The organism is Bacillus sp. OTU530, from assembly GCF_038440375.1.
The window spans coordinates 96625-114387 of record NZ_JASATP010000006.1; the positions used below are offsets into that span (position 1 = coordinate 96625).

A 17763-nucleotide genomic window follows, 5' to 3' on the forward strand; every position below is an offset into this window, starting at 1 on the left:
TAAAGCCCTCCCTATTTATTGCGGCGAATATATGCTAGCAATTTGTCTGTCTCCCAAGCGTTCAGGACCGTATCCTTTTGAATCCAGCCCTTTCTTGCCGCCGCTACCCCAATTTCTATATGCTCCAGCATATCCAATGTATGCGCATCCGTGTTAATTGCAATTTTCACACCCGCATCCTGTGCTTTTTTAAGCAGTTCAGCGCTTAAATCCAATCGATTCGGATTGGCATTAAGCTCAAGTACCGTTCCGGTTTCCTTTGCCAGCTCAATAAGCAGATCCGTATCCACATCATATCCTTCCCGTCTGCCGATTAAACGACCGGTCGGATGGGCAATCATTGTAACATGATTGTTCTCAATGGCAGCACGAAGACGCTTCATAATCGTCTCCCGATCCTGCGAAAAGCTAGAATGAATAGCACCAATTACAAAGTCCAGCTGTGCCAACACTTCATCATCAAAATCTAACGCAGCATCGGGCAAGATATCCATCTCTATGCCGCGCAGAATCGTAATGTCTCTATATTTTGCCCGCAGCTTCTCAATTTCTTCCCCCTGCTGAAGCAAGCGTTCCTTCGTGAGGCCATTTGCGACCTTCAAATATTGCGAATGATCTGTAATGGCCATATATTGATATCCTCTTGCAATACAAGCTTGTACCATTTCTTCTATTGAAAAAGCACCATCGCTCCACGTTGTATGCATATGCAGATCGCCTTTTATATCCTCTAGCTGGATAAAGTTTGGATATTGCTCGATCCAGTCGATTTCCCGTCCATCCTCGCGTACCTCAGGCGGGATATAGGGCAATCCAAAATGAGCAAAAAAATCCTCCTCACTCTCGAATGTTACAATCTCGCCTGTTTCAAGATTCTCTACACCATATTCACTAATTTTTTTATTTTGTGCTTTGGCAATCTGTCTCATTTTTACGTTATGATCCTTCGATCCCGTAAAATGATGCAATGTTGTAATAAATTCCACCGGCTGAACAAGACGAAAATCAACTGAAATCTCATATTCATATTGAAGGCGAAGTGAAACCTTTGTATCGCCGCTTGCAATCACTTCTTCAATACGAGGAAATTGCAGCAGCGCATCCCGCACCGCAGAAGGATTGTTCGTAGCAATAATAAAATCTAAATCCTTTACTGTTTCTCGTACGCGCCGCAAACTCCCCGCACGTGAAAATCGCTCCACTTCTAAGATCTCCGACAATCTTCGTTCAATTTCCGAGGCAATAGGAAGAACATCAGCAATCGGCAGCCGTTCCGGACGAGTTCCAAACTGGGCAATTGCTTCTAATATTTTCTCTTCCGTTTTCTTTCCAAAACCAGCAAGGGCCTGAACACGCTGCTCTTCGCACGCTTGTTGTAAAGAAGCAATGTCTGTTACACCAAGCTCCTTGTATAGCTTAGCCAGCTTTTTGCCGCCAAGACCCGGCAGCTTTAATAAAGGAATGAGCGTACTCGGAACCTCCTTTTCCAGCTCCTCTAAAACGGATGATTCTCCTGCTTCTATGTACTCGATAATGACAGCGGCCGTTCCTTTACCAATACCGCCAATTTTTGTGAAATCTTCAATTTCAGATAAACTGCGGTCATCTGTCTCCAAAGCAGCCGCCGCTTTACGAAATGCGGAAATTTTAAACGGATTTTCCCCTTTTAGCTCCATATATAACGCAATTGTTTCAAGCAGCTTAATAACCTGTTTTTTATTTACACTCACCATTACCCCGCCTTTCCTGCCATCATTCTCCTCTAATCATAGAAAAAAACTTCTCCTTATGCAAAAGAGAAGTTATACACTATCTTCTTGAACCCATAATTCCTTCATCTTGTCCGACAAAACTGGTGTATCGTCTATAATTGTCTGGCAAAGCACAGAAGCATTCAAAGAGGATTGAAGCGGCTGAATCGGTACAAGCGTTCCGATTAAAATTACAATAAACAGCACGATATACACCTCAACAAACCCGAGCACACCGCCGCCAAGCGAGTTTAACTGCTTTAGTATTGGAATTTGCGCAATCATATTAAGGAGTTGTCCCAAGAGAGAAAACGCAAATTTTGTAACAAAAAACAGCAGGATGAAGGCAATCACACTGTAAAACATGCTTTCCACATCCGTGCTTTTTAACCAATCTGGCACATCGGCATGCTCCTGAAGCGGATACGGAATAGCAGTATGTAGCACCGCCGCCAAACGTTTGTAATACAAATATGCCACAATATATGCCAAAACGTAGCCTACTAGACGTATAACCTGAAGAATGAGCCCCCGTTTCAAGCCGATAAAAAATCCTATAAGCAGCAGGATAATAATAACAATATCGATCATGATTCACTCATTCCTTTTGATTCAATTTTTCTTGCAGCCTTTCGTGTTCGTCTTTCAGTTTTATATAATCGTGCACAACGTTCACCGCAGTTAGCACTGCTAGCCTGTTTATATCAAGGGAAGGATTCTTAGCATGTATCTCACGCATCTTATCATCCACAATTGCGGCGACCATGCGAATATGACTTGTACTTTCGTCGCCAACAACAGAATATTGCTGGCCGTAGATATCCACTGTAATTCGCGTTCTATTGTCTTTTTGCTGTGACAACTTACTGTCCTCCAATCAACTTTCAGAATCCTAAACTTTATCATACCATGAAGTAGACTTAGATGGAAACACTATCACATATGAGGTATGATAAAATTGTAAGTAAACGGAAAAGGAGAGAACAATTTGTCTAATCAAGTTATTCAAGTGAGCGCTGCAACAATCGAGCAAATGAAACAGCATTACGCAAGCATGCTAATTCCAAAGGTACCCCAAGGCGGCATCTTTTCCGCTAAAGCTCCTTCATGTAACATTACAGCCTATAAGTCTGGAAAGGTACTGTTCCAAGGAGCACGGGCCGAAGCAGAAGCAGCTCGTTGGCAAGAAAGCGCTAAATCTTCTGCATCATTGAAAACAAGTACGAATAAGCAAACGCCATACTCTCCTCCTTCCTCCATCAGCACCATGTCTATTATCGGCTCAGACGAGGTCGGCACCGGGGACTATTTCGGACCGGTTACAGTCGTAGCTGCTTACGTCTCTAAAGAACAAATTCCTCTTCTCAAGGAATTAGGCGTAAGGGACTCGAAGGATTTAACAGATGACCAAATCACAAAAATTGCAAAGGATTTGCTCTCGATCCTCACATACAGCTCGCTCGTCTTACATAATGAAAAATATAACGAGCTGCAGCAGCGTGGAATGAACCAAGGTGAAATCAAAGCATGGCTTCATAACCAGGCAATCGGCAAAGTATTAGAAAAACTGAAGCCAACGAAACCGGAAGGCATCCTAATAGATCAGTTTGTCCAGCCTGCTACATATTATAAGTATTTAGCTAAACAAAAAACGGTTCACCGTGAAAATGTGCATTTTTCCACAAAGGGCGAGAGCGTGCACCTTGCAGTTGCGGCAGCTTCCATGCTCGCACGCTATAGCTTCGTAAAGCAATTTAATGAGCTTAGTAAAAAAGCGGGCTTTACCTTGCCAAAAGGGGCGGGGGCACAGGTGGATGCGGCGGCGGCAAAATTGATACGCACACATGGAAAAGAAAAATTGAAGGAATTTGCGAAGCTGCATTTTGCGAATACGGAAAAGGCATTAGGATTACTGAAGTAAGATAAAGAAACTCGCCGATTGGCGAGCCCTGCCCTTGGGCGAAGACAGAGGCGTAGCCCTACTTATACTGTATCCCTAAAATTTCTCGCTACATCAGGCTTGCTTCCAGCTAGAAATTTATACTTTCTTAAAGTGCAACAAAAAAATTGTTCTAGTGCCAAAAACACTAGAACAATTCATTATTTTATACTTCCACTTTTTCGAAAAAATTAGGTAAATGCTCCTTATGCGCTTCTAGCATCTCATCCAAGATCGCTTTACCAACTTTATCAGAAGGAACGAGCGGATTAATTGTCATTGCAAGTAAAGCTGTATCATAGTTGCCTGTTACAGCGGCCTCAGCGCCCACACGTTCAAATGATTTGATTTGCTGTACTAATCCTCGAACGGCAACTGGAAGATCTCCGTTGATGATTGGTTTTGGACCTTCTTTTGTAATCACACAGCTTACTTCAACAGCAGAGTCATACGGAATACTTGCAATAGCCCCATTGTTAATTGTGTTAACCGGCTGAATATCACGTTTATCATTATAGATAGACGAAATAAGACGAACCGCTGCATCACTATAATACGCTCCGCCACGTTGCTCTAATTGAGGCGGTTTAATTGCTAAATTAGGATCCTTGTATAGCTCAAATAGTTCCTCTTCCAGTTTCTGAACTACTTCAGCTCTCGTTGTGCCCTCTTTAAAGTTTTTCAGTTCTTTTTGCAGCATTTCATCTTTCTTATAATAGTATAGGTGATATGGACAAGTTAAGACGTTTAATGCTCGAATAAATTCTGGCTCCCAGCCTTGTCCTTCTATATTTTTAACAAAGCTGCTATTCTCCGGATTTGATAACAGATCAATTACCTTATCTTTTACACTAACTCCGTCTACATACACATCTAATCCATATACCATATGATTCAGACCGGCAAAATCAATACGAATGCGGGAGTGGTCAACATCCAATAGCTTCGCAACCCCCATCTCAATGCCGATCGGAACATTACATAAGCCAACGATTTTCTTATGGTCAGTGTAACGAAGAACAGCTTCTGTCACCATGCCAGCAGGATTTGTAAAATTGATTAACCAAGCATCTGGACATAATTCTTTAATGTCTTTTACAATATCTAAAATAATTGGAATGGTACGCAAACCCTTAAACAATCCGCCTGGTCCATTTGTTTCTTGTCCTAACACCCCGTGGCTTAAAGGAATTCTTTCATCTTTAGCACGAGCATCCAGTAACCCTACCCGAAATTGAGTCGTAACAAAATCAGCATCCTTTAAAGCTGCTCTTCGATCAAGTGTTAGATGAACCTTGGTGGGAAGACCTGCTTTTTCAATCATTCTTTTTGCAAGGTTTCCAACAATCTCTAATTTTTCTTTTCCTGCTTCAATGTCTACTAACCATAGCTCTCTAACCGGTAATTCATGATAGCGTTTTATGAATCCTTCTACTAATTCAGGCGTATAACTAGATCCCCCGCCAATCGTTACAATTTTAATACCTTGTGTCATACTCTATACACCCCCGGGTAATTTAATGAATAAATAGCCATTACGATTTGAAGAATCCTACCGAAAAAATGGTAATGGAAAGTATCTTTTTAACCTTCTCTTATTTAATAAAAGAAAATTAAATTACCTATGACTGAATTGTATCTGTATTGCGTAAGACAGTAAATAAGCTAGGAACATCTAGTTTTTAATAACGCAAGAAGTCACTTGTTACACAAATGTAACAGCCTGTAACTTACGAAGAAGATGTGTTAAGATTGGGCTATAAGAGGAGATATAACAATTCACAACGGAGTTAAGGAAAACTCGCCAATTGGCGAGCCCTGCCCTTGGGCGAAGACAGAGGCGTAGCTGCACCTATACTGTATTCCTAAAATTTCCGACTACGTGGAATTTGCTTCCAACTGGAAATTTATACTTTCCTACAGTGAAAAATATACTTTTTATAGAAGGAGAACTCTGCACAAATGTTTACACACGATATCATTGCTTCATTTAATGAGTTAGAAACTTCTTTATACAATTATATTTGCCAAAATAGTGAGAAAGTTGCTTATATGCGAATCCGTGAATTGGCAGATGAAACCCACGTATCAACAGCTACTATTTTACGCTTTTGCAGAAAATTAAATTGTGAGGGTTTTTCAGAATTTAAAGTAATGCTTAAAATGCATTTAGGGGAAAATAAAAAGACTATTTTAAAAAGTTCCGAGCATTCCGTAGCCGAATTTTTTGAGAGGACGTTAAAAGGCGATATCGAGGAAAAAATTAGGCAGGCTGCAAGTCTAGTTAACCAAGCAGAAAGTGTAATTTTTATTGGAATCGGGAGCTCAGGCATTCTTGCCGAATATGGGGCAAGATACTTCTCAAGCTTAGGTACATTTTCAATGTATATTAAAGATCCCCTCTTTCCGATTCACTCCCAGCTTCGTAATAATAGCGTAACAATTGCTTTATCCGTCTCGGGAGAAAATAATTTTACAGTCACTCATCTTCATCAGCTTAAACAAGAAGGAAGTAAAATTATTAGTATTACAAACAATAAACACTCGACCATTGCAAAAATCTCTGATATAAACATTCCATATTATGTGACTGAAGAGTGGTTTGAAAATGCTAATATTACTACACAAGTACCCGTTTTGTATATTCTAGAATCAATGGCTCGTGAAATATATAAACGTAAGAAATAAGAGAATGGAAAAAAGGTTATTGCTTTCTAATGGCGTTAACCTGTTTTCTTTATTTCCCATTACTGCCATTCATTTCTCCTTGTGTACAAAAACTCATCAATTTCTGTACACAAGGAGAAGAAGATCTGTTTATCAAAATAGTTGATTCCTCATTATAATGTTTGGAAGGAAACTAACCCATACTGCTTTGCCTTCATCAACGCTTCCGTTCTAGAACGGGCCCCGAGCTGTCCAAACAGCTTTGTTAACGCATATTCTACTGCCCGTTGGCTCATGTATAATGCTTCGGAAATTTCGCGGTTTGTCAATCCTTCTGCAATCAGCTTTAAAAGATTCTGTTCCTTCTCAGTTAGCTGAATCGATTCTTTCTCTCCTGCTCCCTTCATATGAGAGCCTTCTACTTTTTTTGTTAGCTGCCGCAATATGCTGACCGGAAGTATCGACAATCCTCTTGCAGCCGCTGTAATACTCATCATAATATCTTCAGTGGAAGACGCCTTGCTGATAAAACCATATACTCCCGCTTCGATTAAAAGATTCATATGAGATGCCAAATCAAAGCCTGTCCAAACGACAATTTTGCTCTCTGGCTTTTCATGCAAAATGCTTTGCGCAAGCTCCATTCCATTTAGTTCCGGCATATGTAAATCAAGTAAAATTACATCGAAATCTGCTGCTTTCACCAGCTTCATCGTCTCTAAGGCAGAAGAAAGCACCGTTACTATCATGTCCGCTTTATGCTCTAGCACCGCTTTCATCCCCTGGCTTACCGCAACGTGGTCATCAACAATCAAAACTCGGATTGCCATAATTGTTTTCCTCCGTGTTCTCTTTTTTTGGCAACGGAAGTTCTATTCGAATGAGCATTCCCTCATTTGGCGCAGATGAAATAGAAAGCTCCCCGTTCATTGCTTGGGTTCGCTCCTTTATTCCCACCAAGCCAAAATGCTGCTTTGGTTTGGTATTTGCAAGACAACTCATCTCCATGCCCACGCCATCATCCTCATAAACAAGCAATAATCGGTTTTCCTTCTTGTACAGGGAAATAAAGATGCAATTTGCCTCAGCATGCTTTCTTGCATTGTGAAGCAATTCCTGCATAATTCGATATAAATGTACGGTGTACCATTCACCAAGTCGTTCGGCTGCATCTAGATTGGAAGCAAACTCAATCAAAACTTGCTCTTTCATCCTATGATTTTCTATTAATGTCTGCAGTCCATCAACAATCCCCATTTGCAACAAAAATGGCGGCCGTAGCCGATAGCATTCCTCACGAATATACTGAATTTGTTGAATTAGCTGGTCTCTTGCAGTATCTATAGCCATTCCTTGCCCAAGCTCCTGATAGATGAGGATCAGCTCCTGCAACAGCGTATCATGAATATCTCGCGACAGACTTTCCTTCTCTTGTTCAGAAACCATAAATAACAGCTTTGACAACAGCAGGGAGGAAGCCCCCTGTTCATCACGTGTACGTTCAAACTCCCGTAATATCTCCTGCACATGAACAAAGCTTTGTAATAAAACATTCGTATGCAGTGCAATAGTATGTAGCCAGACAAGGTCATCGTGATTAAAACGAACCCGATCTTTTTTATAGCTGATGAACATACAAGTATATATCTCTGGAGTTTCACCTACCAATAGAAAATACCCGCTTTTTCCACGCATCACCGTCCCTATGACCATTTCTTCACGAATCAGGGTTTCCCGCAAAGAAACTAAATCAATTTCACAATCGTCCTCTGATAGACAAAAACGTTGCCCAGTCTTTAAAAATTCTAGCTTGAAAACCCGCTTCACAAACAATACCTTTTTCATCTCGTTTATTAAGTTATCTATTATGCTATTCGCGCTTATACTGCTCGTCCCGGCTTTAGAAAATCGTAATAAGCTAGCTTCATATCTTGCTTTATTAAACACTAGCCTGCTTTCAATCCCTACATCAGCCTCCTCCTTTATAAATAAAAGAGACGCCATAATCGCCCAGCATAAAAGATAGATTCTCAAGTAAGACAGCCATTCAAAAGAGGCTGGATGCAGAACATAAAACCCTAATATAAGTGCCAAAGCGGGAAAACATGAGAGAAGCGCATAATAGAACATTCTTTTTAGCATATAATCTATATCATGCAGTTCCTTGTTCATGACAATATATAAGGCTGCAAACGGCAAAAACGCTAAAAAGCAGGCTGTATATTCAGCAGAAACAATTACAATTCCTGTCAAAACTTTAGGAAGTGCATAAAATAAACAAAATGGAAGAAACGCAAAAAGGATTGTATAAAAAACCAGTTTTAACTTAGCAGGATTGAGCACATGTTTATAGCCCCGGCAATTCTTGTAAATAAGAGCGGCCACGGCTGCACTCATAAGTAAAAATAGGAATAGGTATATTTCCTCTGAAATATGAAAGGAGCAAACAAGGATATAGCTAATGGTTGAAAGCAACACAGCACATATATATAAGGTATAGAGAACTATTCTAGAAAATAGCGTAATAGAATGCTCACGGTATATCTGATACATAAAATGACTCACTACAACAGGGCACATCATTAGAGATAGACCCATTACATACACACCGATTCGATCAAACCGAGCGGAAACCTCGCTGCTGACATAACACATGCTTACAATTAAAAGAAAGACAGAAAGAAGGAGAACACTTTCTGTCTCTTTAAATCTTCGATAGACATACAAAACAATAGCTAAAGTGAGCACGAACAATACAAGCGGAAAAAAGGTATAAAACAAGTATGAAATAGGAGCTCGTTCATAATTGATAAAAAAGGAGCTGTATATTCCTTTTCTTTCTATAAGTAAAGCACGTATTTTCTCTACCCTGCCATGTGTGCGTATCGTATCTACACGATCGTCCGAAATCACAATATGATCCCCTGCTCGAATGCCGTGTATGTAAGCCCAGCCGTTCGGATACACATCTGTCACGGTATAATGGTGTTCCTTTATTTGCTGCGCCTTCATTCCCATTAAAGGATAGGTGCTAATAACATACGTAAAATAAGTGGCAATACATGCAATCAAAGCGATGAAAATCATATACAACGTTGGCTTCTTCATAGATTCTAAAAAAGGATTAAGCCCAATAATATAGTTTCTCTTGGTTTCCTTCAAAGGATTTCAAAATAGCTCTTTGTTCTTCTACCGATACACCTAGCAAGTTAGACTGACCATTTTTCACACTTTCCAAAGCTTCTAGATTTTCCGTTAAATATAAAACCATTTCTTGCATAATTTGCACACTCCCCATTTATAATTTTTGCAAAAAGCTCTCTTTTAAAGCCTGTTTGCTTTTCCTATTAACCTGCAAACTATCAATTGCAGCGATAGCTTGATTCTGATGGAGCTCTCTTACAGCGTTGGCATACACAAGTGCTCCCGAGGATTTCACAATATGTACAAGTTCCTCTTCCCTCTCTGCCAATTCCTCAAAGGAAATAGTCCCTGCAAAATAATCACGAACAAGCTGGCCTTTTTCTACCTTTGGATGCAGTAAATATAAAATAGGCAATGTTCGTTTTTTCTTTCTCCAATCACTTTTCCCTGTTATATTAACGGCATCTCTCATATCATTGGCGATTTGTGCCGCTACTCCCATATCGCTCGCATATGAAGCAATGCAAGCGGGCACATTATCCGTTGCAAGCAAGCTGCCAAGTAAGCTGGCTAACGTAAGCAGGGAACCGGACTTCTTACGGCACATGATGATATATTGTTCTTCATTGCTAATTGCATTTTCGATATCTAAGTATTGTCCTTCTATAGAGATGTTAAGGCATTGATGCATGCAGCGTGCAGCTGCATTCTGATTTTGGAAGGATGAGGCTATAATGTGATTCATAGAGGAATTCAAGAATAATAAAGCGATATTCAAGGCTTGTGCCTTCTCGATTTTCATCCAAGGAGCTGCTTCGGCAAGATCTTCATCCTGCCAATCATCTATAATATCAAGCGATAAAATAAGCTGTTCTACCGCATCAGCAATTTGCTGGATATCGGGAGATGTTCCTCCAAAGACCTTGTAATGCTGCAAGGTTATTAACCGAAATGGCGAGCCTTGCTTCTTCTTATAAGCAAAACAATCTGCATACAGCTGCTGGAGCTGCTTTTCTTGAATAAGATGCTCTGTAGCAATCATGTTTTTCTACATTCCCCCTTTCTAAAACATTATCCAAAACAAAATTACCATTTATAAGGGTTTTTTATAAATTTTTGATAAATTTTTTATAAATTTATCACTAAAGCAGTTATTTTTCCTAGTGCTTCTTGAGCTGCCATTATTTCTATTGTACTGTTTGAATGAGCACCTACGCTCTCCAGCAACTCCAGCGCATCGTAGGTCAGGCAAGAAGGATTAATCAATGAAATGGACCAAGCTGCCCAAAAACGACCGCTTTTATTTTCTGAGGCCAGCTCTTTCATTAGGTATGGTACACTCTTCCCTCCAATCCTTACTAATGCTAAAGCACTTGCCATTCTTGTTTGCTCCTTTGTATGAAGCAGTAATGGAGTAATTACAGGTATGGCATCTGAAAATTCCTCACCTAGCTGCTCCATCATCCTTACCGCCAGCATTTTTATAGCATCATGCTCGTCTTGCAAGGCATCTACGATAAATTGAATGGCTTGTTCCTTTTGCAAGCTTTGAATCACCTTCCATGTCTCCGGAATGCTGGAACTTTCGAATTGTAGCATTTGAAGATCCACCGGAGCCTTGCTCATTCACAGATTCACCTCACTTCGTTTAGTTTGTTCATTGCATACTTGGGCAGGAATTAAAAGCTCTCCAAGGAAATCATGAGCAGCGGAAGAACTTTCACTTGGATTACCTTTATATTAACAGAACTACGCTTGCGGGTTTCCGCAAACCTCTCTTCGGAAAACCGCAATTTTTTTGTAGGTTTCCGAAATCAGACTGCAATAAAGAAAAGCGGACAAGGCCCGCCTTTTATGGCAGCGTAGGGGTGGGCCGGAGTAAAAGGCGCTTTTTGCCTTTTGCGGAGGTTCGCCCGGAGTCTGCCATTTTGGGCCTTGGGAGAGGTCAGAGGCGTAGCCCTACTTATGCTGTATCCCTAAAATTTCTCACTACGTCGAGCTGTCTTCCAGTTAGAAATTTATCCTTTTTTACATTGGAACAAAGCATGTATTGTATGGCATCCTTCCTCCTAAATAATCATAATATTTTGAATACAATCGCTTTTCAGATGGTATATAATAGCAGTAATCATCATAGGAAGGTCATGTATGCTTTTTTAATGAAAGGAGACGATGTATGGAACATGTAAAGGGAAAGGTCGTCATCATTTCTGGAGCTGGGAGCGGTTTAGGGAAGGAAACAGCACTCGCCTTCGCAAAAGCTGGGGCGAATCTTGTGATTTGCGGTCGTAATTATGCTAAGCTCGAACAAGTGGAGGACTTAATTACAAGTCAGTATAATGTTACAGTGCTGCCAATCCGCGCAGATGTATCATCTGAGTCTGATGTAAAAATGCTTGTGCAAGCTGCATTGGCTAAGTTTCAAAAAATTAATGTGTTAATTAATAACGCAGCCGTTTTCCAGCAATATCCTCTTATTGATAGTCCGCTAGATTCATGGGAGTACCAAATCCATAATAATGCTACGAGTGTGTTTTTAATGATGCGGGAATGCATTCCGATTATGCGAAATCAAAAATCCGGTCATATTATTAATATTACGTCCGGGTTGGTCCGCGAAGGTGCAGCGGGCTTTGGCGCATATGCTGCGAGTAAAGCGGCAATTGAAGCATTAACGTATTCTGTTCAGGATGAAGAGCATAAAAATGGGATTCATGTGCATGTCTTTAACCCAGGTGTAATGAAAACAAATTTAGCTAATATAGGTGATGATCCTGCCAATGTTGCACCGTACGTTGTTGCATTAGCGGAGGTCCATTCTACTGGTGAAAGGCGCGTTATTCAATTAGAAGATTTTCAACTAGCAAGAGATTAATGCATTTTCTTATAAAGAAAACTCGCCGACTGGCGAGCCCTGCTCTTGGGTGAAGACAGAGGCGGAGTTGCACTTACACTGTATTCCTAAAATTCCCCACTACGTCGAATGAACTTCCAGCTGGGAATTTATACTTTCCTACAGTGTAAAGAAAACTCACCGATTGGCGAGCCCTGTCCTTGGGCGAAGACAGAGGTGTAGTTGCACTTATACTGTGTTCCTAAAATTTCCGACTACGTCGAATTCACCCCTAGCTGGGAATTTATACTTTCCTACAGTGTAAAGAAAACTCGCCGACTGGCGAGCCCTGTCCTTGGGCGAAGACAGAGGCGGAGTTGCACTTATACTTTCTTCCTAAAATTGCTCGCTACGTCGAATTCACTTCTAACTGGAAATTTATCTTTTCCTAAAGTATAAAACACAAGGACAATGCCTCTGCATTGTCCTTGCTCATTTATTACGTATTATTTCCGAAGCTCCGCCCCGAATGTTTCCTCCACAGCCTGCAACACACGGCTATGTGCTTCTGTTACTTCTTCATCCGTTAGCGTACGCTCTGGATTGTAGTAACGAAGTGAGAATGCTAACGATTTTTTGCCTGCTTCCATTTTTTCACCTTGATATAGGTCAAATAAAGCAACTTCTTTTAACAATTCGCCGCCAGCTTCCACAATCGTGCGATGTACATCCCCAGCAAGAACGTCTGCTTTAACAACAAGCGCCATGTCACGTGTCATAGATGGGAAACGAGGAATGCTTTCATAGCTCACCTCGGCAACATCCGCACCAAACAATGCGGCAAGAGACAATTCAAAAACATATGTTTCCTTCACGTCTAATTGCTTTTGCATTTCTGGATGCACTTGACCGATATAGCCAATTTCCTCGCCATCTAACAAGATGCTTGCTGTACGTCCTGGGTGCAAATCAGCACGTTTAGCCGCAGCATATGAAATCTTTTCTGTTACACCAAGCACATCAAATAAGCCTTCGAGCACACCTTTCACAACATAAAAATCAACTGCTTTTTTCTCGCCCTGCCACGGGTGATTCAGCACAAGTCCAGTCATGACACCGGCAAGATGCTGCTCTTCTTTTGGCTGCTCTTCTTGTCCCGCCGGCAAGAAAACAGAGCCGATTTCATACAGTGCCACGTTTTCAATTTTACGTGCATTGTTATAAGAAGCTGCCTCTAACAAATGCGGCACCAAACTTAAACGAAGCTGGCTGCGCTCTTCGCTCATCGGAAGCGCAAGACGAATCGGCTCAAGAGCTGTTTCCTTTAATGCATATTGCTTCGCCTTTTCCGCGCTTGTTAAGGAATACGTAATTGCTTCGTATAATCCTGCTCCCTCTAAATAACGGCGTGTTTTACGACGCTTTGCCTGCTTTTCGGACAGCTTGCCGCGTGTTGTTTCCGCCACTGGAAGCGTAGCTGGAATATGGTCATAACCATATAAACGGCCTACTTCTTCTACTAGGTCCTCTTCGATTGTAATATCAGGTCTTCTTGTTGGCACTTCTACTTGGAATGTTCCGTTCTCTTGTGAAAATGGGAATTTTAAGTTTGTGAAAATCGCCGCTACCTCTTCAGCTGTAATGGCAGTTCCTAGCACACTGTTAATTTTCTCAACAGAGACAGAAACCGTATTTTGCTCGAGCTTCAGGTTATTCACCTCGGCAGCACCTTCTAACACTTCGCCGCCTGCGTATTGTGCCATTAACGCTGCCGCACGCTGCGCTGCTTCGAATGTACGCTGCGGGTCAATGCCCTTTTCATAGCGTGCGCTTGCTTCACTGCGAAGACCTAAGTCTTTGGACGCTTTACGAATTGCAGAGCCTGTGAAGTAAGCAGATTCAATTAACACGTTAACTGTGTTTTCATCTACCTCTGAATTTGCACCGCCCATTACACCAGCAATCGCAACACCTTTTGATCCGTTTGTGATTAACAAATGATCATTTTTCAATGTACGCTCTGTGCCATCAAGTGTTTCCACCTTCTCGCCTTCCTCTGCAAGACGAACAACGATTTCCTTGGAGCCAAGCTTATCATAATCGAATGCATGAAGCGGCTGACCGTATTCCATCAGAATATAGTTCGTAATATCTACTACATTGTTAAGAGGACGAACACCAGCTGCCATGAGGCGTGTTTGCATCCAAATAGGAGATGGGCCAATTTTTACGTTTTTCACCACTTTTGCAATATATAGCGGGTTTTGCTCCGGTGCATCTACACGAATGGAAATATAGTCAGATGCTTTTTCATTTGTTTCTTGCAGTTCAATACTTGGCATTTTCACTTCCTTGCCAATAATCGCTGCTACCTCATATGCTACACCAAGCATGTTCAAGCAGTCAGCACGGTTTGGCGTTAAGCCAAGCTCTAGCACTTGGTCATCCAAGTTCAGTTGCTCAATCGCATCCGCTCCAACCTCTGCGTCCGCAGGAAATACGAAAATACCCTCTGAATATTCCTTCGGGACAAGCTTTCCTTCAATGCCAAGCTCTTGCAGGGAACAAATCATCCCGTGTGATGCTTCACCGCGAAGCTTCGCCTTTTTGATTTTAAGACCGCCCGGTAAACGCGCACCAACCTTTGCGACTGCTACCTTTTGTCCTTGTGCTACATTTTTCGCGCCGCAAATAATTTGCACTGGCTCGTCTTCCCCAACATCTACAAGGCATTTGCTTAATTTATCTGCTTCCGGATGCTTTTCGCGCTCCATCACATAGCCGACAACGACATTTGTTGCCCCTTGATTTAAAAGCTCTACGCCTTCTACTTCAATGCCGGCCTTTGTAATTTTATCAGCTAATTGCTCAGCCGTTAGACCATCAATATCTACATATTGCTGTAACCATTTATAAGATACGAACATGTTTATGCCCTCCCCTTTTACGCTCGTTTAAATTGCTGTAAGAATCGTACATCGTTTGTATAGAAATGGCGGATGTCATCTACGCCATATTTCAGCATTGCAATACGCTCAGGTCCCATACCGAAAGCAAAGCCCTGATATTCCTTCGGATCGTAGCCAGCCATGCGAAGCACATTTGGATGAACCATACCCGCACCCAAAATTTCAATCCAGCCTGTTCCTTTACAAGTTCCGCAGCCCTTACCACCGCACATCATACAGGAAATATCCATCTCAACAGATGGCTCTGTGAACGGGAAGAAGCTTGGGCGCAGACGGATTTCGCGCTCTTCACCAAATAATTTCTTCGCAAATGCTTGCAGCGTGCCTTTTAAATCGCTCATGCGAATATTTTTATCGATTACAAGACCCTCAATTTGCATGAACTGATGGGAGTGTGTCGCATCGTCATCATCACGTCGGTATACTTTACCTGGGCAAATGATTTTGATTGGACCTTTTTCTTCATTTTTCTCCATTGTTCTTGCCTGCACCGGAGATGTATGCGTACGAAGAAGAATTTCATCTGTAATATAGAAAGAATCCTGCATATCACGAGCTGGGTGGCCCTTTGGCAAGTTCAATGCTTCAAAGTTGTAGTAATCGCGCTCCACTTCTGGGCCTTCTGCAATTTCGTAGCCCATACCAATAAATAAGTCTTCAATTTCTTCGATAACAGCTGTAAGCGGATGGTGAGAGCCAACACTCACAGGACGACCTGGCAATGTTACATCAATTGTTTCAGATTCTAATTGCTTCGCGATTGCCGCCTGCTCAAGCTGTGCCACTTTTTCATCTAGACGAGTTTGGATCGCTTCGCGCACATCATTCACAAGTGCTCCCATACGAGGACGCTCCTCTGCGGACAATTTGCCCATACCGCGCAAAACCTCCGTAATCGGTCCTTTCTTTCCTAAATACGCCACGCGCACATCATTTAACTCTTTCAGTTCAGATGCCGCTTCAATTTTCTCAAGCGCTTCTTGCTGCAGCTCTTTCAAACGTGCTTCCATGAAAAAAACCTCCTATATATATTAATGAAGTGAAAATTTTACAAATAAAAAAAGCCTCATCCCTATGAAGGGACGAGACTTAGTCTCGCGGTACCACCCTAATTGGCAGAAATATATCTGCCCGCTTCATTTCGGTAACGGCATTATGCCGGAACGCCTTTACATGATATCCATGGTCCCAGCGCCAACTCCAGAGGTGAATTCACAAATCCCTACCATAAAAATGCTTCCAGTCTTAGGCATTTTCTCCCTGTATGGCGCTCTATTTGCTACTCTTCTCTATCATCATTTTTTGTGATATGTATTTTTAGCTTTATAACAATTTATTCAAGACTTAATTATAAGTGTCTTTTTTCTAATTATCAACCTTGCTTTGTAAATAATAGGCCAAAATGCCTGTCGCAACAGATACATTTAACGACTCTGCCTGCCCATAAATGGGAATGTACAAATTCTGATCGCACTTCTCTAACAATTCCGGACGTACACCGCTTCCCTCATTTCCGACGATGAGCGCGAATCTTCCAGGAGCTTTGACCTCCGTATAAGGCACCGCATGCTGCAAAGCTGTTCCATAGATTGGAATGCTAAGCTGCTGCAGCTTATCCATCCATTCTCCCAGACTTCCTTTTATAATCGGTAAATGAAACACAGATCCCTGTGTTGAGCGAAGCACCTTGCTGTTATATACATCAACGCATCCTTCTCCGAGAATCACGGCAGTAATGCCCGCCGCGTCAGCTGTACGAATGATCGTCCCTAAATTTCCAGGATCTTGAATCCCATCAAGCAGTAGAAACTTCCCATTTTCAAGCTGAACGTTACTTTCTATTTTCTCACATACCGCAAATACGCCCTGCGGCGTCTCTGTTTCGCTGATCGCCTTACTAATAGCCTCTGTTACAACAAATACATCTGTGTTGTCCACGCTCCAATTTGCCGGCAAATCTGCCTGCTCACTTAGAATAATCTGCTGCACGACATTGGCTTTCAGCGCTTCTTCCACAAGGTGAAAACCTTCTACAATAAACGTCCCTGTTTTATCACGCTCTTTTTTTGTTTGCAGCTTCTTCCACTGCTTAATGCGCGGATTTTGTAATGAATCAATTCTATTCATGGATGATATCCCTCACTTCCCTATACATTATAAACCATTTTGCATATTTCTAATAAAACAACAAACAATAATTACAGTGGTTTTTATATTACATAAAAGAGGTGTGCTGAATGAATTTTAATTTACGCGGTGCAGTACTTGCAAACATTTCCGGGAACTCTCAAGCGCAGTTGGAAGACACGATTGTTGATGCTATTCAAAGCGGTGAAGAAAAAATGCTGCCTGGTCTTGGTGTGTTATTTGAGGTCATTTGGAATCATGCAAGCGAGCAAGAGAAGCATCAAATGCTATCTACATTAGAGACTGGTGTAAAGAACGATAATCAGTAAAAGA

General features: G+C 41.5%; 16 protein-coding genes and 1 other annotated feature. Of the genes, 4 read left to right on the forward strand and 12 right to left on the reverse strand.

The window, feature by feature from the left end:
* Positions 1 to 11 precede the first annotated feature (11 nt).
* From polX to zapA, 3 genes are all read right to left on the reverse strand, one after another.
* Positions 12 to 1730 (reverse strand): DNA polymerase/3'-5' exonuclease PolX, encoded by a 1719-nt coding sequence (gene polX, locus AAHB12_RS06295; RefSeq protein WP_129727768.1) that lies wholly within the window; start codon positions 1728 to 1730, stop codon positions 12 to 14.
* 72 nt (positions 1731 to 1802) lie between these two features.
* Positions 1803 to 2342 carry a CvpA family protein gene (locus AAHB12_RS06300; RefSeq protein WP_129727769.1) on the reverse strand — a complete coding sequence of 180 codons (540 nt, stop codon included), beginning with the start codon at positions 2340 to 2342 and terminating at the stop codon, positions 1803 to 1805.
* 7 nt (positions 2343 to 2349) lie between these two features.
* Entirely contained in the window at positions 2350 to 2613 is a 264-nt protein-coding gene (gene zapA / locus AAHB12_RS06305) for a cell division protein ZapA (RefSeq protein ID WP_129727770.1), read from the reverse strand.
* 126 nt (positions 2614 to 2739) lie between these two features.
* On the opposite strand from zapA, the gene rnhC reads away from it, so the two are divergent.
* Positions 2740 to 3672 (forward strand): ribonuclease HIII, encoded by a 933-nt coding sequence (gene rnhC / locus AAHB12_RS06310; protein WP_342044676.1) that lies wholly within the window; start codon positions 2740 to 2742, stop codon positions 3670 to 3672.
* 184 nt (positions 3673 to 3856) lie between these two features.
* Here the strand turns inward: rnhC and AAHB12_RS06315 are convergent, their stop codons facing one another.
* On the reverse strand, positions 3857 to 5185 hold the full coding sequence (locus AAHB12_RS06315; RefSeq protein WP_129727772.1) for a 6-phospho-beta-glucosidase: 1329 nt from the start codon (positions 5183 to 5185) through the stop codon (positions 3857 to 3859).
* Positions 5186 to 5652: 467 nt separating this feature from the next.
* Here AAHB12_RS06315 and AAHB12_RS06320 point away from each other — a divergent pair, with 467 nt between their 5' ends.
* Entirely contained in the window at positions 5653 to 6378 is a 726-nt protein-coding gene (locus AAHB12_RS06320) for a MurR/RpiR family transcriptional regulator (RefSeq protein WP_342044677.1), read from the forward strand.
* A gap of 152 nt (positions 6379 to 6530) precedes the next feature.
* Here the strand turns inward: AAHB12_RS06320 and AAHB12_RS06325 are convergent, their stop codons facing one another.
* From AAHB12_RS06325 to AAHB12_RS06345, 5 genes are all read right to left on the reverse strand, one after another.
* Complete coding sequence (locus AAHB12_RS06325) at positions 6531 to 7187, reverse strand: response regulator transcription factor (RefSeq protein WP_129727774.1); 657 nt, start codon at positions 7185 to 7187, stop codon at positions 6531 to 6533.
* Positions 7162 to 9444 (reverse strand): sensor histidine kinase, encoded by a 2283-nt coding sequence (locus AAHB12_RS06330; protein ID WP_342044678.1) that lies wholly within the window; start codon positions 9442 to 9444, stop codon positions 7162 to 7164. Before AAHB12_RS06330 ends, AAHB12_RS06325 begins: the two co-directional genes overlap by 26 nt.
* A gap of 37 nt (positions 9445 to 9481) precedes the next feature.
* Positions 9482 to 9637 carry a competence pheromone ComX gene (gene comX, locus AAHB12_RS06335; protein ID WP_165350740.1) on the reverse strand — a complete coding sequence of 52 codons (156 nt, stop codon included), beginning with the start codon at positions 9635 to 9637 and terminating at the stop codon, positions 9482 to 9484.
* An 18-nt stretch (positions 9638 to 9655) separates the two neighbouring features.
* On the reverse strand, positions 9656 to 10543 hold the full coding sequence (locus AAHB12_RS06340) for a polyprenyl synthetase family protein (protein WP_342044679.1): 888 nt from the start codon (positions 10541 to 10543) through the stop codon (positions 9656 to 9658).
* Between the two features lie 86 nt (positions 10544 to 10629).
* The gene (locus tag AAHB12_RS06345) at positions 10630 to 11127 is read right to left on the reverse strand and encodes a HEAT repeat domain-containing protein (RefSeq protein ID WP_342044680.1); all 498 of its coding nucleotides are present in this window, start codon (positions 11125 to 11127) and stop codon (positions 10630 to 10632) included.
* Positions 11128 to 11677: 550 nt separating this feature from the next.
* On the opposite strand from AAHB12_RS06345, the gene AAHB12_RS06350 reads away from it, so the two are divergent.
* Entirely contained in the window at positions 11678 to 12376 is a 699-nt protein-coding gene (locus AAHB12_RS06350; protein ID WP_129727779.1) for an SDR family NAD(P)-dependent oxidoreductase, read from the forward strand.
* Positions 12377 to 12840: 464 nt separating this feature from the next.
* On the opposite strand, the gene pheT is transcribed toward AAHB12_RS06350, so the two are convergent.
* The 3 genes from pheT to AAHB12_RS06365 form a co-directional block, all read right to left on the reverse strand.
* The gene (gene pheT, locus AAHB12_RS06355; RefSeq protein WP_342044681.1) at positions 12841 to 15261 is read right to left on the reverse strand and encodes a phenylalanine--tRNA ligase subunit beta; all 2421 of its coding nucleotides are present in this window, start codon (positions 15259 to 15261) and stop codon (positions 12841 to 12843) included.
* Between the two features lie 17 nt (positions 15262 to 15278).
* Positions 15279 to 16313, reverse strand: coding sequence for a phenylalanine--tRNA ligase subunit alpha (gene pheS / locus AAHB12_RS06360; protein ID WP_129727781.1), 1035 nt, complete (start codon positions 16311 to 16313; stop codon positions 15279 to 15281).
* A 65-nt stretch (positions 16314 to 16378) separates the two neighbouring features.
* Positions 16379 to 16608, reverse strand: a binding site (T-box leader).
* A 60-nt stretch (positions 16609 to 16668) separates the two neighbouring features.
* On the reverse strand, positions 16669 to 17430 hold the full coding sequence (locus tag AAHB12_RS06365) for a TrmH family RNA methyltransferase (RefSeq protein ID WP_129727782.1): 762 nt from the start codon (positions 17428 to 17430) through the stop codon (positions 16669 to 16671).
* A gap of 110 nt (positions 17431 to 17540) precedes the next feature.
* Between AAHB12_RS06365 and sspI the strand changes: the two genes are divergently transcribed.
* Positions 17541 to 17759, forward strand: a complete 219-nt coding sequence (sspI, locus tag AAHB12_RS06370) for a small acid-soluble spore protein SspI (protein ID WP_129727783.1) — start codon at positions 17541 to 17543, stop codon at positions 17757 to 17759.
* Positions 17760 to 17763 lie beyond the last annotated feature (4 nt).